Annotated in this window: 19 protein-coding genes; 9 read left to right on the top strand and 10 right to left on the bottom strand. The window is 38.4% G+C overall.

All coding sequences use genetic code 11. The features are described 5' to 3' along the window. From rpsR to QJV33_RS03585, 6 genes are all read right to left on the bottom strand, one after another. The gene (gene rpsR, locus QJV33_RS03560) at positions 1-276 is read right to left on the bottom strand and encodes a 30S ribosomal protein S18 (protein ID WP_271789288.1); all 276 of its coding nucleotides are present in this window, start codon (positions 274-276) and stop codon (positions 1-3) included. A gap of 3 nt (positions 277-279) precedes the next feature. Then, the gene (rpsF, locus tag QJV33_RS03565) at positions 280-762 is read right to left on the bottom strand and encodes a 30S ribosomal protein S6 (protein WP_281462033.1); all 483 of its coding nucleotides are present in this window, start codon (positions 760-762) and stop codon (positions 280-282) included. Between the two features lie 153 nt (positions 763-915). Next, entirely contained in the window at positions 916-1,497 is a 582-nt protein-coding gene (locus QJV33_RS03570; protein WP_281462034.1) for a GNAT family protein, read from the bottom strand. Positions 1,498-1,570: 73 nt separating this feature from the next. Then, positions 1,571-3,559, bottom strand: coding sequence for an RNA polymerase sigma factor RpoD (gene rpoD / locus QJV33_RS03575; RefSeq protein ID WP_281462035.1), 1,989 nt, complete (start codon positions 3,557-3,559; stop codon positions 1,571-1,573). A 261-nt stretch (positions 3,560-3,820) separates the two neighbouring features. Continuing rightward, the gene (gene dnaG / locus QJV33_RS03580; RefSeq protein WP_281462036.1) at positions 3,821-5,641 is read right to left on the bottom strand and encodes a DNA primase; all 1,821 of its coding nucleotides are present in this window, start codon (positions 5,639-5,641) and stop codon (positions 3,821-3,823) included. A gap of 14 nt (positions 5,642-5,655) precedes the next feature. Then, the gene (locus QJV33_RS03585; RefSeq protein WP_281462037.1) at positions 5,656-6,111 is read right to left on the bottom strand and encodes a GatB/YqeY domain-containing protein; all 456 of its coding nucleotides are present in this window, start codon (positions 6,109-6,111) and stop codon (positions 5,656-5,658) included. 152 nt (positions 6,112-6,263) lie between these two features. Here QJV33_RS03585 and carA point away from each other — a divergent pair, with 152 nt between their 5' ends. From carA to QJV33_RS03600, 3 genes are all read left to right on the top strand, one after another. Next, on the top strand, positions 6,264-7,637 hold the full coding sequence (gene carA / locus QJV33_RS03590; protein WP_281462038.1) for a glutamine-hydrolyzing carbamoyl-phosphate synthase small subunit: 1,374 nt from the start codon (positions 6,264-6,266) through the stop codon (positions 7,635-7,637). A 9-nt stretch (positions 7,638-7,646) separates the two neighbouring features. Continuing rightward, positions 7,647-10,895 (top strand): carbamoyl-phosphate synthase large subunit, encoded by a 3,249-nt coding sequence (carB, locus tag QJV33_RS03595; RefSeq protein ID WP_281462039.1) that lies wholly within the window; start codon positions 7,647-7,649, stop codon positions 10,893-10,895. Between the two features lie 213 nt (positions 10,896-11,108). Then, a complete protein-coding gene (locus tag QJV33_RS03600; RefSeq protein WP_281462040.1) occupies positions 11,109-11,615 on the top strand; it encodes a phenolic acid decarboxylase in 507 nt (168 codons plus the stop codon). Between the two features lie 44 nt (positions 11,616-11,659). On the opposite strand, the gene QJV33_RS03605 is transcribed toward QJV33_RS03600, so the two are convergent. Continuing rightward, positions 11,660-12,196 carry a chorismate--pyruvate lyase family protein gene (locus tag QJV33_RS03605; RefSeq protein WP_281462041.1) on the bottom strand — a complete coding sequence of 179 codons (537 nt, stop codon included), beginning with the start codon at positions 12,194-12,196 and terminating at the stop codon, positions 11,660-11,662. A gap of 10 nt (positions 12,197-12,206) precedes the next feature. Further along, on the bottom strand, positions 12,207-13,295 hold the full coding sequence (locus QJV33_RS03610; RefSeq protein ID WP_281462042.1) for a DUF1176 domain-containing protein: 1,089 nt from the start codon (positions 13,293-13,295) through the stop codon (positions 12,207-12,209). Between the two features lie 540 nt (positions 13,296-13,835). On the opposite strand from QJV33_RS03610, the gene greA reads away from it, so the two are divergent. From greA to QJV33_RS03625, 3 genes are all read left to right on the top strand, one after another. Beyond that, a complete protein-coding gene (greA, locus tag QJV33_RS03615) occupies positions 13,836-14,312 on the top strand; it encodes a transcription elongation factor GreA (RefSeq protein ID WP_281462043.1) in 477 nt (158 codons plus the stop codon). 15 nt (positions 14,313-14,327) lie between these two features. Then, positions 14,328-15,527, top strand: coding sequence for a threonine ammonia-lyase (locus QJV33_RS03620; protein ID WP_281462044.1), 1,200 nt, complete (start codon positions 14,328-14,330; stop codon positions 15,525-15,527). A gap of 63 nt (positions 15,528-15,590) precedes the next feature. Next, a complete protein-coding gene (locus QJV33_RS03625; RefSeq protein WP_281462045.1) occupies positions 15,591-16,313 on the top strand; it encodes a hypothetical protein in 723 nt (240 codons plus the stop codon). A 467-nt stretch (positions 16,314-16,780) separates the two neighbouring features. On the opposite strand, the gene QJV33_RS03630 is transcribed toward QJV33_RS03625, so the two are convergent. Together QJV33_RS03630 and msrB are read right to left on the bottom strand one after the other, a co-directional pair. Continuing rightward, the gene (locus tag QJV33_RS03630; RefSeq protein WP_281462046.1) at positions 16,781-16,909 is read right to left on the bottom strand and encodes a hypothetical protein; all 129 of its coding nucleotides are present in this window, start codon (positions 16,907-16,909) and stop codon (positions 16,781-16,783) included. 300 nt (positions 16,910-17,209) lie between these two features. Next, positions 17,210-17,605: a peptide-methionine (R)-S-oxide reductase MsrB gene (gene msrB, locus QJV33_RS03635; protein ID WP_281462047.1), complete on the bottom strand. Its 396-nt coding sequence runs from the start codon at positions 17,603-17,605 to the stop codon at positions 17,210-17,212. Between the two features lie 208 nt (positions 17,606-17,813). Between msrB and gpmI the strand changes: the two genes are divergently transcribed. From gpmI to QJV33_RS03650, 3 genes are all read left to right on the top strand, one after another. Continuing rightward, positions 17,814-19,340 carry a 2,3-bisphosphoglycerate-independent phosphoglycerate mutase gene (gpmI, locus tag QJV33_RS03640; protein WP_281462048.1) on the top strand — a complete coding sequence of 509 codons (1,527 nt, stop codon included), beginning with the start codon at positions 17,814-17,816 and terminating at the stop codon, positions 19,338-19,340. Positions 19,341-19,652: 312 nt separating this feature from the next. After that, positions 19,653-20,681: a murein hydrolase activator EnvC family protein gene (locus QJV33_RS03645; protein ID WP_281462049.1), complete on the top strand. Its 1,029-nt coding sequence runs from the start codon at positions 19,653-19,655 to the stop codon at positions 20,679-20,681. A gap of 123 nt (positions 20,682-20,804) precedes the next feature. Further along, positions 20,805-22,358 carry a S41 family peptidase gene (locus QJV33_RS03650; RefSeq protein WP_281462050.1) on the top strand — a complete coding sequence of 518 codons (1,554 nt, stop codon included), beginning with the start codon at positions 20,805-20,807 and terminating at the stop codon, positions 22,356-22,358. Positions 22,359-22,372: the final 14 nt, after the last annotated feature.

The raw sequence follows: 22,372 nt of genomic DNA on the forward strand, positions 1-22,372 counted from the left end.
TCAGTCTTGAACGTAAGGCAATAATGCTAAAAAGCGAGCACGTTTGATTGCCTGTGCCAATTCACGTTGTTTCTTTGCAGAAACTGCTGTGATACGACTAGGAACGATTTTGCCTCTTTCTGAAAGAAAACGAGACAATAAACGAATATCCTTATAATCGATCTTTGGTGCATTTGCAGATGAAAAAGGACATGTTTTACGTCTGCGATGAAAAGGACGACGAGCCCCCACAGCAATACGACGTGCAGCTGGATTTACTTGAGCTGTTTCTGACATGAATTAGACCTCCACTTCATCATCAGCATGATCAACAGAGAAATCACTGTTGTCAGAGCTAAGATCATCTTCTTCTATGGTTTTACGACCACTGTCGTAACGTCCAGATGATTTAGAAGAGCGATTGTTTGAAGAACGATCTGAACGATCTCTGCTATCATCCCCTTTACGAGAAAGAATTGCAGATGGTGCTTCATCAATCGCTTCAATACGCAATGTCATGAAACGAAGAACATCTTCATTCAAGTTCAATTGACGTTCAATTTCTTTGATTGTTGTTGATTTTGCATCAACACCCAATAGCATATAATGGCCTTTACGGTTTTTCTTAACACGGTATGCTAAGTTACGTAATCCCCAATATTCACGCTTTTGTACAGAGCCTTCTTCACTTTCGATCAAAGAAGCAACTCCATTAGCGATATCTTCAACTTGTTGTTGAGTGACATCATTACGTGCAATAAACACGCATTCGTATAATGGCATATTATCTCCCTTCGGCTGACTTCAACCCAATAAAATCAGTATAAACCTGATTATTCTTCCATCTTTTGGGTATAGCCAAGGCATAGCCGTAAAACCTTGGCAGGGAAGAACTCTTTTAAAACCATAAACCTATAAAAAAAGCAAGGGCTTATCCTATTTTTTTTTAAATTTTTTAGGAATAGGTAAGCTTAAAGCATCTGGAATATTCCAAAGCTCTGTTTCAACTTTGAATGGCTCGAAACCAGTCTTTTTATAAATTTGAATTGCTCGTGGATGATCCAAATTACACGTGTTAATACGCAAACAACTTGGGTTCTTCTGCCAAGCATGACGAACGGCTTGATGGAAAAAAGCTGTTCCCATTCCTTGCCCTACTAAATGCGGCATTAATCCAAAATACGCAATATTTACACTGGTAGACAACGTACAATCGAGTTCAAAAAAACCAGAAATAACATTTTCTGAATCTTTTAAAATATATACTTCAATTAATGGATCAGAAAATAACTGCTCCAAATACTGATCGGAAAGCACCCTGCGCATCCACCAACAACAGCTTCTTCCAACACTCCCATAAATATATCGATATAATGGCACAGGAACAAAAGACAATTTTTCCAAAGAATAGCCTACAGGTAAATCCAACAATTTTTGTGTTGGAAAATGGTCCATTCGTAAAAAAGTAATGGAAACCGTTACCGGTGTTGAGGGATGAATATTATTTAACACAGACATATCGGACAATAAAAAAAAGAAGAAGGCAATAACACCCTCTTCTTCCCTAAATCTATCAAAAATTACAACACAATCAATTATCGTCCAAGAAAGAACGCAATTTACGACTACGGCTTGGATGTTTCAATTTACGTAACGCTTTGGCTTCAATCTGACGAATACGTTCGCGTGTTACATTAAATTGTTGTCCAACCTCTTCCAACGTATGGTCTGTGTTCATTCCAATACCAAAACGCATTCTTAACACACGTTCTTCTCGTGGGGTTAGCGATGCCAAAACACGCGTTGTTGCTTCACGAAGATTGGTTTGAATAGCAGCATCCAAAGGAATAACCGCACTCTTATCTTCGATAAAATCACCTAAATGACTATCTTCTTCATCGCCAACTGGGATTTCCAAAGAAATCGGTTCTTTTGCGATTTTTAGAACCTTTCTGACCTTTTCCAAAGGCATGCCCAACTTTTCAGCAAGCTCTTCTGGTGTTGGCTCTCTACCAATTTCATGCAGCATTTGGCGGGATGTACGAACCAATTTGTTAATTGTTTCAATCATATGCACTGGAATACGAATGGTTCTGGCTTGGTCAGCAATAGAACGGGTAATGGCTTGTCGAATCCACCAAGTCGCATAGGTTGAGAATTTGTAACCACGACGATATTCAAATTTATCAACGGCCTTCATCAAACCGATATTGCCTTCTTGGATCAAATCCAAGAATTGCAATCCGCAATTCGTATATTTCTTAGCAATAGAAATAACCAACCGCAAATTCGCCTCAATCATTTCTTTCTTAGCACGCGAAGAATCACGTTCACCATAAGAAACGGTTGAGAAAACACGACGGAATTCACCAATAGGCAACCCAACCTTTTGAGAAAGTTCAGCTATTTCATCGCGACATTTATTAATATCTTCTTCATACCGCTCGACAAATAGCTTCCAATATTTTCCTGGTAAAGCACGAACGGCATCAATCCAATCAGGATTTAATTCATAGCCATGATATTTAGACAAGAAATCATCACGAGAAATTTTACATTTCTCTGCCATTCTTAAAAGACCACCCTCTAGGGTTGCTAATTTTTTTGAAACTTCTTTGAGTTGTTCAACCAAAAATTCAATTTTATTGCTTTGCAAATGAACTTGTTGAACTTCGATGATTAGCTTATTTCTTAAGTCTTCATATTCTGTTTCAAAAGCTGGTGTTAATTTTTCACCCGCTTGAATAACATCCAAACGTTGAACTTGTAATTGATAAAGTTTCGTATAAATTGTTTCAATTTCAGCAAAATGACTTAAAACTTCGTCTTTATATTTTTCTTCTAGTGCTGAGAGAGAGAGGTTATTTTCTTCGTTAGAACCTTCTCCATTTTCATCACTATCTTCATCACCTTCGTTTTCGTCAGTATCTTCATCATCATCGTCAGAGGTGCTTAAGGCACTGCCCATATCAGGCAAATCAGCTTGATCATATTCTGTTTGTGTTGCCTCTAAATCTACAATATCTCTTAGTAATATATCGCCTGCTTTTAATTGTTCATGCCAGCCAATAATTGCTTTAAATGTCAATGGACTTTCACAAAGCCCACCAATCATTTGATTGCGCCCCGCTTCGATACGTTTGGCTATGGCAATTTCGCCTTCACGCGACAAAAGCTCAACAGCGCCCATTTCACGCAAATACATACGAACAGGGTCATCCGTTCTTCCGGCGGTTGATTCTGTCGCAGCTACCGCAACTTCTTCATCATCGCTCTCGGCAGCTTCCCCTTCGGAGATATTGTTTTCTGTATCTTCTTCACTTGTATCTTCTTCACTTTCTTCAGATTCAATAATCTGAATACTCATTTCTGAGAAAGCAGCCATTACATCTTCGATTTGTTCGGAAGACATCTTATCTTGTGGAAGGATTGCATTCAATTCGTCAAGGGTTACATACCCTCTTTCCTTCCCTTTACTAATTAATTTTTTAACATCTGCAGATCTGACATCTAACAAACTGGTGTCATTATCACGATCATTTGCATTTCCTTCACTTTTACCTGCTGCTTTTATAACCATTTTCCGCCTCAAAGAATAAATAGCTTACTACCAAATAGCACTATTTCTAAATATTAACAAATCACCATAAATAAATAACACAAACCTATATAGACTCTCTTAAAATTGACTTTCTTAAAGACCCTTAATCACTTTCTTGAATTTACGCAGGGTTAGCGGAACAACTTTATAGCCAAAAATAATTTGTTATTACAAATGGTGTTTTATTAAAATAAATCAAGAGTTATATCAAAATTATTCTTAAACTTTTTTAATTTGTTCTTATGTATCAATCTCCCCACGTTTAACAGCATCCAAAGCATTGAGTCTAGCAATTAATGTCCGTTGATGTTCCTCGTCCGGACAATTAATCCAATCTTGTTGCGCTTGTGTAACTTGGTTTTCCAATTCATGAATATTTAACCATCCATAAAAATGCCACCATCGCTTTTCAAACTGTCCAAAATCATTAATTATATCGAAATTATTCTGGTTTAACAAGATTAAATTGGAATGGCGAACGATTTTTTTTGTTAAATCGATTACATTTCTCTCTTTTAAATATGAATGAATATCATCGCAATCAAGGGGAAAATCCAATAAAACTTCCCTTAAAATCGATAGTTCTTCTGGTAAATTCAGGCGACACAGCGCATCTTCAACACGTGAGATAATTTTTGGACAATATATTAATAAGGCAATTAGAATACACATTCGTTGGTATTCAACCTGATCTTTCTGCAATGCTGGGCGCACTAACTGCGTATTGAACTGATGGTTTTGCTTTTTTTCATAAGCCGATTGATGATTTGATGGTTTGTTTTTAGAGTAAAACTGCTCATAAAACCGATCCAACAACACTTTTCGATATTCCCGAGCCAAATTTTTATCTTTGATCTGTTCAGCAACCGATGTTAATCGCTGCCTTAATGCTGCCCTTTGCTCTGGAGAACGATTCGTCATTGCTTCAACAGACAAATTATACAACATATCACTAAGACTTTGCCGATGACGTATAATCTCTAAAAAAGCCTCTACCCCTTTATTTTGAATAAAACTATCTGGATCTTCACCATCTGGGAACGTAATAAAATTCAACGTTTGTTCAGGGGTCAAAATCGGCAATGCTTCTTCAGCAGCGTGTAACATTGCCCTGCGCCCCGCCCCATCACCATCAAATGATAAAACAGGTTGAGGACTTGCTCGCCATAATAAAGCCAATTGATCTTGGGTTAGAGCGGTTCCCAATGGTGCGACCGCACCATGAAACCCTGCTTGATACAAAGCAATAACATCCATATAGCCTTCAACGACCAATATGGTATTAAAAAGTGGATCAATCTCTTTACGCGAAAATACAGACGTCAAATTATTCAGTCCAAATAACACACGGCGTTTTGCAAATAACGGTGTTTCTGGACTGTTTAAATATTTAGGTTGACCTTCTCCAACAATACGCCCACCAAACGCAATCACACGCCCTCTGCGATCACAAATCGGATACATAACACGATTAAAAAAGAGCTCTCCTCCCCATTGACCATCTGCTTGCCTTCTTAACAAACCAGCCTCGCCAATCATTTCCAAGGGGTAATTCTTAGCTTTAAGATGCTGAATGAGCCCACCACGTCCATCACCAGACCAACATAAACCAAAATGATGAATTGTTTGCTTGGCAATCCCCCGATTCAAGAGATACTCTCGAGCTATTTGGGCTCTATTGGTTTGAAATTCAGATAAATAATACTCATGTGCCACTGCCATAAGTTCATATAAATTATGTCGTTGTTCTTGACGTTGTTTTTGTTGAGGCGTTTGCTCTGGCACTTCTATTCCTGCCAAAGAAGCAAGTTCTGTGATGGCTTCGTTAAAAGTGCGCCCTTCACTTTGCATCACAAAAGAAATGACATCTCCATGCACACCACAACCATAACAATGAAAATGATCGTCATAAATATAAAATGAAGGCGTCTTTTCCCCATGAAAAGGGCAACACGCCTTCCAATGGCGACCTGATCGGGTAACTTTTACTTTTCTTGATATAATACTATGTAAAGGGATACGTTGCCGCAGCTCCTCAAGAAAACGCTGATCAAACGCCACAAATCACCTGTTAATTAAGAAAATTTAGCTTTAATTAATGGACCTACTTTAGAAAAATCTAGTACCGTACCATAATATTCTTTTAAGAACGCCATGACTTTACCCATTTCTTTAACAGAAGAAGCCCCTGTTTTCTCAATCGCTTCATCCACAACCTTTGCAATGGCGGCATCATCAAGTTGAGCTGGAAGGAAAGATTCAATCACTGCGATTTCACTTTCTTCTTTTTCTGCTAATTCTTGGCGGTCTGCTTGTTTATACATTTCCACTGATTCGCGACGAGATTTAATCATGCCTTTTAACATTGCAATGATTTCATCTTCCCCGACAGCGTCAATCCCTTTTGGACGCGCATTAATATCCAAATCTTTCAATTTGGCACCAATCATTCGTAATGTTGATACTTTTTCAGCTTCTTTGGCTTTCATTGCCACTTTAAGCTCTTCTTTAAAACGCTCGCGTAAATCCACAATATTCCTCCAATAATAATTAAAAGATTTTATAGCATGACTTTAATCAGGAATAAAATTCCCACAATAAAATTTTATAAATACTCTGGGAATTTTTTTCCCAATACTTTATATATAGTATACGACATTCGTCCAGCAAAGGACATAAGGACATGATGGATATTGATACAATTATTTCTCGTCTTGGGGGGATTGAAAACGCCGCCCGCATTACCAAAGTCAGCACCGAGGCTATCCGCAAGTGGAAACAAGCCCGTGCCATTCCATCCAAACATTGGGCAACTATTATTCAAGAAACGGGTCTAACATTGTCTGATTTACAACCAAATGAACTTTCCGATTCTACTCCTCATACCTGCCCCGCAGGTGCAAATGCCGTCCTTCTATTAGAGGACGGTACTTTTTTATGGGGAATCGGATTTGGGGCATTTTCCTCCAAAGATAATCTTTCTATTGGCGAAATCTGCTTTTCCACCAGCATGACTGGATATCAAGAAACATTAACTGATCCCTCTTTTGCTGGGCAACTCATTACCTTTACTTTTCCTCATATAGGTAATGTTGGCACAAATATTGACGATAACGAAGCCAATAAAATTGTCGCCAAAGGACTGATTGTTAAGCAACAAATTACGCAACCAGCCAGTTGGCGATCAACCAGTCCATTACAAGACTGGTTAAAACAACAACATATCTCTGGGATCTGTGGTATTGATACCCGCAGTTTGACCTTGCGCATTCGTGACCAAGGCCCACAAAATGCTTTATTATATTTCCCAGAAGATGGCATCTTTGATATTCCGTTCTTACAAGAACAAGTAAAGGCATGGCCTGGATTACAAGGGATGGATTTAGCTCAAGAAGTCACTTGCTCAGAATCTCATCAATGGAAAAAAGGTGTTTGGCATTGGGGTGATGAAACCTCACCTAAACCTAGCAAAACATATAATGTCGTTGCGATTGATTATGGTGCCAAACATAATATTTTCCGTAACCTTGTTGAAGTTGGCTGCAACCTTACCATTGTTCCTGCCACGGCTTCCACTGCGGAAATCCTAAGCCATAATCCTGATGGTGTCTTTTTATCCAATGGTCCTGCTGATCCAGCGGCAACCGCACATTATACCGTGCCTGTCTTAAAAGAATTATTAGAAAAACGCATTCCTATTTTTGGAATTTGTCTTGGACATCAGCTTCTTGCCCATGCTTTAGGCGGTAAAACTTACAAAATGGATCAAGGACAGCGCGGTGCCAATCAACCCGTTAAAGATTTAAAAACAGGCAAAGTTGAAATTACCAGCCAAAATCATGGTTTTGCTGTTGACCCCAAGAGCTTACCTTCTGATGCTCATGAGACACATATTAATTTATTTGATGGGTCTAATGAAGGCATTGCCTCGGATAAATATCCTGTATTTTCTGTGCAATACCATCCCGAGGCCAGCCCCGGTCCCACCGATAGCCATTATTTATTCCAACGTTTTGCGGAATTAATGGATCAACACTCTCCTAACAAAAAACAATAAGGTGTTCCTATGCCTAAACGGACAGACATATCCTCTATTATGATTATTGGTGCTGGACCGATTGTGATCGGTCAGGCATGTGAATTCGATTATTCTGGTGCTCAGGCTTGTAAAGCATTGAGAGAAGAAGGCTATCGTGTGATTTTGGTCAATTCTAATCCAGCCACAATCATGACTGACCCTGACATGGCCGATGCGACTTATATCGAACCGATTACCCCAGAAACCGTTGAGAAAATTATTCTTAAAGAAAAACCCGATGCAATCCTACCAACAATGGGTGGGCAAACTGCTTTGAATACAGCCATGGCGTTGGACAAATCTGGATTCCTAATAAAACATAATGTTGAGTTAATTGGTGCCAAAGCAGATGTTATTGATCGTGCTGAAGATCGTTTAAAATTCCGCGAAACAATGGAAAAAATTGGGATTGAAAGCCCCCGTAGCACCATTGCTCATACGATTGAAGAAGCTAGAGAAGCATTAAAATTCACAGGGCTTCCCGCTGTCATTCGCCCTTCTTTTACCCTAGGTGGTTCAGGTGGTGGTATTGCTTATAACAAAGATGAGTTTGAGCAAATTGTTACCTCTGGTCTAGACGCATCTCCTACAACAGAAGTTCTGATTGAAGAAAGTATTTTAGGTTGGAAAGAATTCGAAATGGAAGTTGTCCGCGACAGTGCGGATAATTGTATCATTATTTGTTCTATAGAAAATATTGATCCAATGGGAATTCATACAGGAGATTCAATTACCGTTGCCCCTGCATTGACGTTAACTGACAAAGAATATCAACGTATGCGTGATGCATCGATTGCTTGTTTACGTGCCATTGGAGTGGATACAGGTGGATCAAACGTGCAATTCGGGTTAAACCCTGTTGATGGTCGTATGGTTGTTATTGAGATGAATCCTCGTGTATCTCGTTCTTCTGCATTGGCTTCCAAAGCAACGGGCTTCCCAATTGCTAAAATTGCAGCAAAACTTGCTATTGGCTATACACTCGACGAATTAAAAAATGATATTACCAAAACAACCCCTGCATCTTTCGAACCTACGATCGATTATGTTGTTGTAAAGATCCCTCGTTTCACTTTTGAAAAATTCCCTGGCACACCTGCATTACTTAGCACCAGCATGAAATCTGTTGGAGAAGCAATGGCAATTGGTCGTTCTTTCCCAGAAGCGTTACAAAAAGGGCTTCGTTCAATGGAAATCGGGCTTTCTGGGCTTGATCCTGTTGAAATCCCTGGGGATGGCGATATTGATTCATTCCGTGGTGCCCTTTCTCAACCACGCCCGAACCGTATTTTAATGGCAGCACAAGCCATTCGTGCAGGCATCTCCTTGGAAAATATTCATGAAGCCTGTCGTTTAGATTTATGGTTCTTGCGTGAGCTTGAAAAAATCATTCAGGTTGAGAACGAAATTCAAACCAATGGTTTACCAAACGATACCTATCAATTAAGAGCAATTAAAGCACTTGGGTTCTCTGATAAACAGCTCGCTCTATTAACCAATAAAACTGAAATCGAAGTCGCACACCATCGTAACACCCTTAATGTTGCACCAGTTTATAGACGCATTGATACTTGTGCTGGTGAGTTTGCTTCTTCTACCTCTTATATGTATTCTACTTATGAAGGCAGCTTCAATGCACCAGTCTGTGAAAGCAACCCAACCGATCGTGAAAAAATCATTATCTTAGGTGGTGGTCCTAATCGTATCGGACAAGGCATTGAATTCGATTATTGTTGTGTGCATGCTTCTTATGCGCTCAGAGAGGCTGGCTATGAAACGATCATGGTCAATTGTAATCCTGAGACTGTCTCAACAGATTATGATACTTCTGATCGTTTATATTTTGAACCATTAACCAATGAAGACGTGATTGCTTTAATCAGACGCGAACAAGAAAATGGTAAAGTCAAAGGATGTATCGTTCAATATGGCGGACAAACCCCATTAAAACTTTCCAAAGCATTGGAAGATGCAGGCATACCTTTATTAGGCACACCTGCTGATGCGATTGATTTAGCCGAAGACCGCGAACGTTTCCAAGTATTATTACAAAAGCTTGGATTACGCCAACCTTCAAATGGTATTGCTCGTAATGGCGAAGAAGCTGAGAAAATTGCCGAGCAAATTGGTTATCCCGTTGTTATTCGCCCCTCTTATGTCTTGGGTGGACGGGCAATGGAAATCGTTTATGATAAAACGAGCTTACATCGTTATTTACGCGATGTGCTGCAATCTGCTGGTATTGATGTTACCTCTGGTCCATTATTGATCGATCAGTATCTTAGCGATGCTATTGAAACCGATGTCGATTGTCTGGCTGATGGTGAGGATGTGTATGTCGCTGGTGTTATGGAACATATTGAACAAGCCGGCATCCATTCTGGGGACAGTGCTTGCTCTATTCCTCCCTATACTTTGGCTCCTTCAGTTGTCACTGAGCTTAAAGCACAAACATCGACCTTAGCCAAAGCCTTGGGCATCGTTGGATTGATGAATGTTCAATATGCCATAAAAAACAATGAAATCTTCATCTTAGAAGTCAATCCTCGTGCGTCCAGAACGGTTCCTTTTGTAGCCAAAGCTACGGGTGTTCCAGTTGCAAAAATTGGTGCAAGAGTCATGGCGGGCGAGAAGCTAAAATCTTTTAATCTCAAAGAACACTCTTCTTCTGGTCATGTGGCTGTCAAAGAAGCCGTTTTCCCATTTGCACGTTTCCCGAATGTTGATATTATTTTGGGTCCAGAAATGCGCTCTACGGGTGAAGTAATGGGTATTGATACATCCTTTGAACGCGCTTTTGCCAAATCTCAATTAGGTGCTGGCGTTACCTTGCCATTATCTGGCAACGTATTCCTTTCTGTTCGTCATAATGATCGTGTTTCTTTACCTTCAATAGGACGTAAACTAACCGAGATGGGCTTTACCATCCTCGCAACCAGAGGCACAGCAGAAACTTTAAAACAAGCTGGAATTGAAGCAAAAATCGTCAATAAAGTGCTTGAGGGTCGTCCTCATTGTATTGACGCCATCCTTTCAGGAGAAGTTCAACTGATTATCAATACAGTTCAAGGGGCACAAGCCACCGCAGATAGTTTTGATATTCGCCATTCCGCGTTAACGCATGCTATCCCTTATTATACGACAATGGCTGGTGCAATGGCTGCGGTTCATGCAATTTCCGCATTACGTGCTGGACAATTAGACGTAGCCCCTTTACAATCATATTTTAAACATTAGAATATATGAAAGAATAACATCTATCGCTTTATATAACAGATGTTATTCTTTCATTACTTTGCTTGCAACACATCATTTTGTATCCGCCTTAGAAATACGCTACCACACATAATATTTTACTGTATAAACTATTGCAATTTAGATATGATTACACAATCTAATGGCTAGCTCTATTTATATATTTTGATCTGAGAATATTAAAAGGAAATTTCCATGCCTAATTTTGATAGAAAAGATCTCACACATTTTCTGGGTAAGCAATTTATTTTTACTTATGACAATGGTTGGAATTATGAACTTTATATCAAAAACGAAAACATCGTCGATTATCGCATTCATAATGGTCTTATCGGGCAAAAATGGGTTAAAAACCAACCCGTGCATATTGCTAGGATTGCTGCAGAAATATGTAAACTCTCTTGGACGGAACCAACGGGAACCAATGTCAGTATTGTTATCAATCTCAAAGACAATTTGTATCAAGGAACCATATTCTTTCCACGTTGGATTTTAAATCATCCAGAAAGGACCAGGGGCTTTCAAAACGATCAACTCCCTTTGATGGAATTTTATCGTGAAGCTGGTCCAACTTATCCAATTGAAATTATTAATGAGTTTGCCAACATCACTTTCACAAAAGATCGTGGCATTAATAACGAAGAAGTTATTAATTGTGCCTCTGATGAATTACCAGCAGATTTTCCAAATAATTTAATTTAATATTACCCCCCCCCTCAATCTACAAGATGATGATAAAATAATTGTTATTTTGTAGATTGTATAGTTTGCCAAAAATGGGGTAAAAATATTTCCTGCACCACGACCATGTACGTATCGTTATAGAATCTTGAGCGCCTTGCCCACAAGTTATCGCAAAACTGTTGAAAAGGTAAAAGTTTTATCGGATATTGTGTCACTTCTATCTCAGATCGATTAAAACAATCTTGCTCAAACAATATCGAACCAAGAGATTTTGTGCCAATATTGGTTAATGCGTTCATATTGCTTTGATTATTTTTATTACAAAGAATAATACTTCGTGCATAAACCCAAGGGATATCATTCCCTTTCAAGATCACTTCCCTGACCCACTGTTTTTGTAAAGAAGATATATTTAAATAGTTATATTCATCTTGTCTTAACATTTGTAAGGTCTCGGACACGATTTCAAGAGAAAAAGCATTTTGACTAAGTTGTATTAGGCGTTCGGTCAAAGAACCTTGATTGAATAACCAGTCAAGCTCTATATCAGAAAACCGATTTGATGACTGGGAGTATGTATGCCAAGTTAGTTGGGTCATTACGAAAATCTCATTTTAATTTAGCAACATAACTTGGCAAATCCCATGTACCACCTAGAGTAATCATGCGACACATTCCTGAGTTGCCATCATATGTTTTAACAAAATTTTCGCCATCCCATACCCACGATATACGAGATATACAATCGCCAAGCCCTCTACCCTTCATATAAGACTCAATGATGTTGCTCTTTTTGAAACCGTTTTTCAGTGTCATATCCCCCAAAGTCGTTATTAATTGAGGTTTATAAGGCTGTTGTTGTTGAATAATCCAATAACCATATCCTTCATTATAAGCAGCTCGCCAACATAATCCGCTGACCAACAGGCGTTTATGAGATAATACAGCAACAACTTGAGGTTCAAATTTCCCTAAATCCGTATCCCCTTCAGTTAATAATTGACAATAATTATCATCTCCTAGCTTTTTACCACTAGGGAGTTCTTTTTTTACGGCATCCCAATCAAGTTTGCTCTGCCACAACTTAGGGTTTTCTGTTGGGATAGGTTGTTGATGGATAATAGGCATAGGCAAGGCTGGTAAAACATCCTCCTCTGATTTTATTCCTTTTTTTATTAAGGCAGATGAGGTTCCAACACGTCCTTGCACATCATCCATTTTTAATAAGGTTGCTGCTGCTCCATTACCAGACAAGACCCACTCCTTATTCCCACCAACAAAAGTAATTTTCGAAGTCCCTTTGAGCGCTTTAATTAAAGCCTCTGTTTGGAATTTATTCAATGAATGAACACTAATTTTTTCATCAACCACTTTGCCAATTGCACCATAAGAATGATTATCTATATTCAAAGTAATGATATCAGGTTCATTAATAGCATCACCATCATAGGAAATATCTGAAAATTTCACTTTGGCTGTTACCTCTTGCCCCATACCAGCCTTTCTGGTTAACAAAACACTCACACGATTCAAAGCATCTTCAACAGAATACCCTGCGGCACGACAGGTACGCGTATTATCACACACAATTTGCCAGTCTTTATACTCAAAAATTGGGTATGTGATCCCATCAGCATAAGCAAATGAACCAAACCCTATTCCCAAACCAATAAGTCCCATCAATCTTATATGCTGCATCTTTTATAATTCCGCTCTTTTATCTATTTTTAAAAATATATTTCATATTTATTGCACACTTAATATAAAAATAGCGACAAAAAATATTGCAAACATCAGGGAATCCCGATCCAAAATAATTAAAAGCTCTTAAAGATCACAAATTATTTGAATCAAAAATTCAAACATTAGATGCTATAAGAAAATATATGCTCTGTGTTTTTCTTTTGGTTTCCCTTTATAATATTATAACTGAGGATAATCAGATTGCTGCGACTGAACGTGAATTAATGTCGTATGGAGCAGGAGCGGTTGGTATACTGGTGGCTGTGTAGGGGGAGTTATATGCGGACTATTTTGTGTGCATAGAGCAGCAGTTACAGGCAGTTTTCTAGTTATCTATCTGATGGATTCTTATATTAACGTGTGACATGAGTGTATATTAAAGCAGATTAAATAATATTTTGATACTCAATACTTTGTTTCAGTAGAAAGTTATTTATTATTATACTGATTTTCGCTATAGTATCTTCTTGTTCGTTTTTTAAAGGATAGTTAATCTTGCAAAAATTTCCAATGACGGCACAAGGGCTTCAACGTCTGGAAGAAGAGCTTCGTCGCCTTAAAGATAAAGAGCGCCCTGAAATTATTCGTGCAATCGCAGAAGCACGCAGCCATGGTGATTTATCTGAAAATGCAGAATATGACGCTGCTCGTGATCGTCAATCTTTTACTGAAGGACGTATTTTAGAACTTGAGCAAATCATCTCTTCTGCACAAGTCATTGATCCATCAACACTTTCTGGGAATTCTGTCAAATTTGGTGCCAAAGTGTTATTGGTTGATGAAGAAACTGACAAAGAAATGACCTACCAAATTGTCGGCGTTCACGAAGCAGACATTAAACAAGGCTTACTTTCTATTTCATCCCCATTGGCAAAAGCCTTGATTGGAAAAGAAAAAGGATCAACCGTTTCCGTTCCTGCACCAGGTGGAGACCGCTCTTACGAAATCCTTGATATAACTTATGGTGCCTAGGTCTGGTTTAAAATAATGCTTTCTATTAATGATATCTATGCCGCCGCAGAACGAATCAAAGGTCACGTTACACGTACGCCTACAATTGCTTGTCAATCTTTGTCAAAAAGAGTTGGTGCAAACCTCACACTTAAACTTGAGAACTTGCAATCTGTAGGATCTTTTAAAGAGCGCGGTGCTGCCAATCGATTGGCTTTGTTGACTGAAGAAGAGAAAAATCGTGGTGTTATCACCGTTTCTGCTGGAAATCATGCTCAAGGGGTTGCTCGTCATTCACAATTAATGGGCATTGATGCCATTATTGTCATGCCCAAATTTACCCCTGTTGCTAAAGTCAACCGTACTGCTGCATGGGGCGCAAGAATTATTCTAGAAGGCGATGATTTTGCCCAAGCCTCTTTATTTGCTGATGAACTGGCTGCCAAAGAGGGACGTATTTTTGTACATCCTTACGATGATCCAGCCGTCATGGCTGGACAAGGAACCGCAGCATTGGAAATCTTTGAAGATGCTGGTGAATTTGACTATTTGCTTGTTCCCGTTGGTGGTGGTGGATTAATTGCGGGATTTGCGATTGCAGCGGCTGCGCTACGTCCTTATACCAAAGTCATTGGTGTACAAAGTGAACAATTTTTTTCCTATTCAATGACACAAAATAAGGACTTGCCTGTTTTAGGAGGTGCCACCATTGCCGAAGGTACTGCGGTTCGCAAGCTAGGACATTATCCGTTCGAAGTTATCAAAAAGCATGTGCATGATATTATCTCTGTTCCTGAACAAGCCATTGAAGATGCCATCACGTTAACCGCTGAACATGCAAAACAAGTAACTGAGGGTTCTGGAGCCAACGCTTTGGCTGCCATTTTGACTTATCCAGAACGGTTTAAAAACAAGAATATTGCTTTCCCTATCAGTGGTGCCAATATCGATACCCGTATTTTAGCTAATACATTGTTGCGTACTTTGTTACGTGAAGGTCGCTTATTAAGATTACGCTTTTTTATTCCTGATCGCCCTGGTGTGTTAGCGGATATATCGCATATTATTGGTATAGAACTGAACGGTAATATTATCGAAGTTTCTCACCAACGGCTTTTTACTACCTCCAGCGTCCAATCAGCCGTTTTAGAAATTATGATTGAAGCACGTAGTGCCGAACATTCCCAAGAAATTGTTGAATGTTTGCAAGCCAAATATAAAGTCGAAAGAGTTTGATTTATTCAAATAAATAGAGTTGTTAACTTATAAACAGCTCTATATTTTATATGATAGCACGCAATGTTATTTAAAAATATTTTTAGTTATACCCTCATAATTTTATCCATAACTTGCATGATACCTTTGCAAGCAAAAGCTCAGGCAACTCAGTTCAAAACGCCTTTTTTTGAAACAGAAAAATTTAAAATCTATATAGAAGATTCCTGCCCTTTATATGCCAATATTTGTGACAATGTGATTTACACTGGTATTAATAAGAAAAACCAACAAAAAATTGTAATAAAAGGTAACACACTCAATGACAGCCCTTCATATAATTTCAAAGGGTATTCTTTTATTAATAAAAACTACACATATACCCTATCCCCTTCAACTGATCCAAAAAATCTAGATACTTGGACGTTAACCATTATTCAAGAAAGCAAAAATGCTGCACCAAAAACGGTTTTACAAGAGAATGGTAAGTGGAATTATGATAAAAGTGATGTTTATGAATCAAAAACGTATAAATTCTTTTTACTAAATGATTGTATCGAGGGAAATGTCAGTTGTAAAGGCATGAAGATGAACGTCATTAATAAACAAAATAAACGTCAGATCGTCGTAAATACAGAAACAATGAGCCGCCCTAGCAATTACGATTTTTTGGGCTATATCATGACCAGCGGTATGTTACATTATAATTTAAATTTAACATTTGTCACTAAACCCTCTTTAGATGTTACACCTATAAAAAACGCTAGTGAAAAAGTCTTTTCAGAAGATTTAATTGAAAAAGAATAAAGGTTTAACTACAAAAATTTTATATATTCGCTTAATATAAAAAGGATAAATCTTGATAAGAAATATATAATTATTACTGTGATAATAAAAGAAAAAACAACTCCAGCCATTACTATTTCTGTTTTGGTTAACTTACATATTATCACATACAATTACAATGATATCTATAATCATTGTAATTATGGGTAATAAACAACCTACTAGCATGACTGTTGATATTAAAATAATGATTTTAAGAATATTGCTATTATGATGTTCTTGTAACGCTAATAGTGTAGATATTATTATAAACCAACCAAATATTACGAAGTATTTTTCAGTGATTTTATAAAGTAAATTTAAATATTTATAATTTTTTTTCCAACTAGCCGCTATTTCTTTTTTGTTTTTTTGTTTTTAAGTTCAATTAATCATCCATGAGTAAATTGCTTTTTAAAGCATCTTTAACAGAAACAACATTACATTTATCAAATTTCTGCCCAAAAATCAATTAACAAATCTGCACAATGCACAATGGTTAATAATTCATCATCGTCATAATCGGTATATTTGTCGTATATTCCAGAGTTATATACAGCCTCAAAAGAGAGCGACATTACTTCAGCGCACTCTTCTATTAAAGATGGTAACTTAAACTCATCGGGGTCTGATAGGGGGACAATTAATGTCGGTAGAAACTCGTTATTTGACCAAAATATACTCTTATATCGAGAGCATATTTCATAAATTGTATTACGCCACTTTTGACATCTTTGGCTAGATATTCCAAAAGTCAATTCATCACGATGTTCACCAATAATCACAATCATAATCTGTAAGAATTAATCGCCATGATTGGATTGAGTTTCTGGCTGATTGCTAATCAATCCAAATCCTCTTTGAAAATATCCTAACCCTTACACATCTTCTTTTTTAAATTTCAAAGAAACCCCGTTAATACAATATCGCTCGCCTGTTGGTTTTGGACCATCAGGAAAAACATGCCCCAAATGGGCTTTGCAATTTGCACAATGAACCTCTGTCCTGACCATATGATGACTGTGATCTATTTCTGTTTCAATAGCGCCATCAATGACGGTAAAAAACGCTGGCCAACCACAACCGCTATCATATTTCATATTTCCATGAAATAATGACGTATGACACCCTGCACAAAAATACGTTCCTGAACGTGTTTCATAATTGAGTGGACTGCTACCAGGTGGTTCCGTTCCGTGATCGCGCATTACCCTTAATTGTTCAGACGATAAATTAGAGACCCATAAAAACTCTTTTTTTGATTGCTGCACCATTGCCATTTACCTTAATGTTATTTTGAATGTTAAAATTCACCTTACCAACTCATAAAAACATTTCTTCATTTTACAGAAAAAATTCACAAGCAATGTCTATTATTATGTTATAGTCGTATCCATAATATTCTTATTAGTTCATTCTACAATGCACATTATAAAACATTTATTTGATTTTTTACTTGTTTCAAAGAAATAGGATATAAAAATGACTCAAAACAAATATCGCCCAGTCATGTTAACCATTCTTGACGGGTTTGGATATAATCCAGAACACAAAAATAATGCGATTGCAAATGCAAATACTCCTAATTTAAATTATTTATTAAAAGAATGCCCCCATGCTTTACTTGAAGCAAGTGGCGAAGATGTCGGTTTGCCTGAGGGGCAAATGGGTAATTCAGAAGTCGGTCATATGGGTATTGGTGCGGGTCGTATCATTATGCAAGATCTACCAAAAATTGGCAAAGCCATTAAAGAAGGTTCCATTCTTCAAAAACCACTCATGATCGATTTTATCGAAACCTTAAAGAAAAATGGCGGCACATGCCATTTGCTAGGACTATTCTCTCCTGGTGGGGTTCATGCGCATCAAGATCATGCTGTTGGTTTGGCGAAATCTTTACACGCAGCAGGCATCAAAGTTGCATTACATATCTTTACCGATGGTCGAGATACACCCCCTGAATCAGCCAAAGAATTTGTTACAGAGGCTTTGAAAGAACTTCCTCAAGCAGTAAAAATTGCAACCGTTTCTGGACGCTATTACGCAATGGATCGTGACAAACGTTGGGATCGTGTAAAAAAAGCCTATGATGCGTTGATTTCAGCTGAGGGTCCACACAAAACAGATGCATTATCCACCATAACAGATTCTTATAACGAAAAAATCACTGATGAATTTATTGTACCGACTGTTATTGGTGATTACCAAGGAATGCAAGATGGTGACGGTATTTTATCCTTTAATTTCCGCGCAGATCGTATTCGTCAATTAATGGATGCATTCCTGTTTCCTGATTTTGACGGATTTATCCGCTCAAAAATAGTTAAATTCTCCAAAGTTTTGGGAATGACCCAATATAGTGACGTGCTTGCAAACTATATGGGGGTTTTATTTCCACCAGAATCCATAAATAATGTCTTGGGTGAAGTGGTTTCCAAAGCTGGATTAAAACAACTTCGTTCTGCTGAAACAGAAAAATATCCTCATGTTACCTATTTCTTAAATGGTGGTCGTGAAGAACCGTTCCCTGGCGAAGATCGTATTTTGGTCAATTCTCCCAAAGTCGCCACATATGACTTACAACCTGAAATGTCAGCTCCAGAGCTGACCTCTAAAATTGTTGATGCTATTAATAGTCAAAAGTATGACTTGATCGTTGTCAATTTTGCAAACCCAGACATGGTCGGTCACACAGGAATGCTTGATGCCGCCATCAAAGCTGTAGAAGCCATCGATAAAGCATTAGGTGAAGTCGTCAAAGCCATCAAACAACAAAACGGTGCTTTGATTATTACAGCAGATCATGGTAACTGTGAAATTATGGTTGATCCAGTCACCGGCGAACCGCATACACAACACACACTTGACAAAGTTCCAGTGATCCTTGCAGGCGTTCCTGGGGTGGAATTACGTGATGGAAGATTAGCTGACTTGGCACCTACTGTATTACACTTGTTGAATTTGCCTCAACCCGAAGAAATGACAGGCAAAATATTAATTAAAGACTAAAACGAGGATTTTCTGAAAAAGTCGACGCAACATCCCCTTTTCTATTCCAAACGATTTTCTAAAATCGTTTTAAGGGGGATCTGCGTCTTTTTCTTTTCCTCGATTATATTTACTTTTAATAATTCTACTGCTCAAGCAGAAAAACCCACATCAGCCAAAGAAGCCTTACAACAAGCAAAAGAGGCTCAAAAACGATTACAGCAACAAAAGCAACAAGCCACAACAGTATTAAGAGATTTAAAACAACAAAAAGAAAGCGCTATTAAAAAGGCTGCTGAAGATCGAAAAAAAGCAGAAAGCCTTAATAATGAAATGCTCAAAGCAACCCGCGCGTTACAAGAAACAGAAACAAAATCAGAAAAGCTGGCAGAACAAATTGAACAATTAAAGAAACAAGTAGAGGTTTTAAATCAAAAACTTCAAGAAGAGTCTAAACATTTTTCTAAATTCTTGCCTGTTATTGAACGACTTTCTTTGTATCCAACTGATACATTGCTTGCGGCACCGATTAACTCTTCTCGTTCAACGCTTGGTTTGTCCATTATTAAAGGGATCTCAGCTCAGCTAGAACAAAAGGCAAAAATTATTCAACAACACAAAAAAGAGCTGAATGATTTACAAACAAAATTAGCTGATAAAACCACACAATTAGAGAATTTGCATAAAGAGCAAGAAAAGCAAAGAGACCAGCTTGCCAATGCGACCAAAGAAGCCAGAGCCATTCAACAACGTTCAGCATCAACAGCATTTAAAATCTCTCAAGATGCTGCCAAAGCGGCTGCCAAAGCCAATAACATTAATGATGCGATTCAAAAGATTACCGCTTCGAAAATAGCCGCTGAAAAACGATTAAAAGCAGAAGCCCTCGCGGCAGAACGTGCACGCAATCAAGCCAAAGCAGAGGCTGCTAAAAAAGAAATTAAAACAGTGACCCAAAACAATGATGGTCCAGGTCTCAGCACATCAAGCAGCAAAGGTGCGCCCGTTGCTGGTCGTATCGTTTCCTTGTGGGGCAGCACAACCGATACTGGACCCGCACAAGGAACAACCTATGCCCCACAATCCATGGCTTCCGTCCGTGCACCTTGTAGTGGGCAAGTGGAATTCGCCAGTTCTTTTCGTGGATATGGTCAGATGGTTATCCTAAATTGTGGGAAAAACTACCGCTTTGTTTTAGCAGGAATGGGTGCATTGAATGTGGATGCAGGACAAAATGTCAGTAAAGGCGTGATGATTGGACGTATGCCCGCATGGTCAGGCTCCTCTGGTGCAGGACGTCCAACCTTATTCGTTCAATTGCGCCGTGGGGAACGCACGATCAACCCTTCCCCATTTTTATAGATCGCTTTTTTTCTATTTTTATACTAGAAAAATTATAAACAAAGATTAGAATGATATTTTTACTTTTTGTCATTTACTTTAATGCTCCCCCCATAAGGGATAGATTGTCAGGAGAAAATCAGCATGAAGTTCCGTAAAGGGCTGCTTGTAGGTACTGCTTTTTTAATCGCTGGTGTTGGGCTTGGTTCCCAGCTTAGTCAATGGTCTTCTTTTTCTAATCATAGTTTAGTGGTGCAAGCGCTTGCTGAAGAAGTAAAAAAAGATCAAACTAACGCTGATAAAAGTGCCGAAACATACCGTTTATTAACTCTATTTGGGGATGTATTCGAACGTGTTCGCGCAAATTATGTAGAACCTGTTTCTGATCGTGATTTAATTACCAATGCACTGAATGGTATGTTAACAGGTCTTGACCCGCACAGTTCTTATATGACTGAAAAACAATATCATAATATGGAAATCCAGACCAAAGGCGAATTTGGTGGATTAGGACTGGAGGTTCAAGAAGAAGACGGTCATATCAAAGTGGTTTCCCCTATTGACGGAACCCCTGCTGCTCGTGCTGGGATCAAAGCTGGCGACTATATTATTGCCATTGACGGAAAGAATATTGATGGAACGCCATTAAATACAGCCGTTGATAAAATGCGTGGGAAACCCAACACCCCTATTACCTTAACGCTGTTACGCCTAAAAACGCCAAAGCCGATCAAAGTCACCATGACGCGTGAAATTATTCATATTCAGGTCATTAAATCCGCTTTATATGGCAAAATTGGCTATATTCGTATTTCTCAGTTTAACGAAGAAACTGAAAAAGGCATGTTGAAAGCCTACGATAAATTACAAAAAGAAGCTGGCGGAAAGTTGGCAGGGCTAATTATCGATCTTCGTAATGATCCTGGTGGGTTATTGGATCAAGCCATCGCCGTCAGCCGAGACTTTATCAAAGAAGGTGCTATTGTTTCAACTAAAGCCAGAGATCCCAAAGAAAATCACCGTTGGAATGCATCAGGCAAAGATATAACCAATGGTTTACCGATCGTTGTTTTAACCAATGGTGGTTCTGCGTCCGCAAGTGAAATCGTATCTGGTGCCTTACAAGATCATCGTAGAGCGATTATTCTTGGGGGAAAAACCTTTGGTAAAGGATCAGTGCAATCCATTATGCCAATCCCAGGTAATGGCGCAATTCGTTTAACCATTGCACGCTATTACACGCCTTCTGGTCGTTCAATCCAAGGACTAGGAATCACGCCTGATATTCCCGTTCAAGACAGTTATGATGAACCAGAATTCAGTATTCGTGAAGCTGATCTAGATCATATTATCAAGAATGAAGGGGGAAACAAAGAAAAGCCAGTCGTCAGAAATGATCTCCCTGCGATTGCGACTTCTATTCCTAAACAACCCCCTAAAAACTGGCCTAAATATGATTACAGCAAACCCGCAACCGACTTCCAATTACAACAAGGGTTAAAAGTTGTACGTTCTATGGCGGGTCTGCCTGTTGAAAAAGATACACCTATTCCTGAAATTAAGCCTGATCCCGTGACACATCCTGATGTTTTGAAAAAAAACAAGCCTACTACTAATCCTCCTAAACCTGCAAATGAGAACAACCCTGCTGATAACAAACAACAGGCTCCTCAGACCAAGCAACCTGCTGTACATTAATTAAAATAGGATAG

The sequence above is a fragment of the Commensalibacter nepenthis genome (assembly GCF_029953305.1).
GTDB lineage: Bacteria > Pseudomonadota > Alphaproteobacteria > Acetobacterales > Acetobacteraceae > Commensalibacter > Commensalibacter nepenthis.

What these genes read in the sequence shown, in the direction of transcription:
- msrB (WP_281462047.1), bottom strand. Translation starts at nt 17,605, where the DNA reads ATGGTGCAGCAATCAAAAAAAGAGTTTTTATGGGTCTCTAATTTATCG.
- QJV33_RS03620 (WP_281462044.1), top strand. Translation starts at nt 14,328, where the DNA reads ATGCTTTCTATTAATGATATCTATGCCGCCGCAGAACGAATCAAAGGT.
- QJV33_RS03610 (WP_281462042.1), bottom strand. Translation starts at nt 13,295, where the DNA reads ATGCAGCATATAAGATTGATGGGACTTATTGGTTTGGGAATAGGGTTT.
- QJV33_RS03600 (WP_281462040.1), top strand. Translation starts at nt 11,109, where the DNA reads ATGCCTAATTTTGATAGAAAAGATCTCACACATTTTCTGGGTAAGCAA.
- rpsF (WP_281462033.1), bottom strand. Translation starts at nt 762, where the DNA reads ATGCCATTATACGAATGCGTGTTTATTGCACGTAATGATGTCACTCAA.
- QJV33_RS03645 (WP_281462049.1), top strand. Translation starts at nt 19,653, where the DNA reads ATGCTCAAAGCAACCCGCGCGTTACAAGAAACAGAAACAAAATCAGAA.
- rpoD (WP_281462035.1), bottom strand. Translation starts at nt 3,559, where the DNA reads ATGGTTATAAAAGCAGCAGGTAAAAGTGAAGGAAATGCAAATGATCGT.
- QJV33_RS03605 (WP_281462041.1), bottom strand. Translation starts at nt 12,196, where the DNA reads ATGACCCAACTAACTTGGCATACATACTCCCAGTCATCAAATCGGTTT.
- QJV33_RS03630 (WP_281462046.1), bottom strand. Translation starts at nt 16,909, where the DNA reads ATGTCGCTCTCTTTTGAGGCTGTATATAACTCTGGAATATACGACAAA.
- carB (WP_281462039.1), top strand. Translation starts at nt 7,647, where the DNA reads ATGCCTAAACGGACAGACATATCCTCTATTATGATTATTGGTGCTGGA.
- carA (WP_281462038.1), top strand. Translation starts at nt 6,264, where the DNA reads ATGATGGATATTGATACAATTATTTCTCGTCTTGGGGGGATTGAAAAC.
- gpmI (WP_281462048.1), top strand. Translation starts at nt 17,814, where the DNA reads ATGACTCAAAACAAATATCGCCCAGTCATGTTAACCATTCTTGACGGG.
- rpsR (WP_271789288.1), bottom strand. Translation starts at nt 276, where the DNA reads ATGTCAGAAACAGCTCAAGTAAATCCAGCTGCACGTCGTATTGCTGTG.
- QJV33_RS03625 (WP_281462045.1), top strand. Translation starts at nt 15,591, where the DNA reads ATGTTATTTAAAAATATTTTTAGTTATACCCTCATAATTTTATCCATA.
- QJV33_RS03570 (WP_281462034.1), bottom strand. Translation starts at nt 1,497, where the DNA reads ATGTCTGTGTTAAATAATATTCATCCCTCAACACCGGTAACGGTTTCC.
- QJV33_RS03650 (WP_281462050.1), top strand. Translation starts at nt 20,805, where the DNA reads ATGAAGTTCCGTAAAGGGCTGCTTGTAGGTACTGCTTTTTTAATCGCT.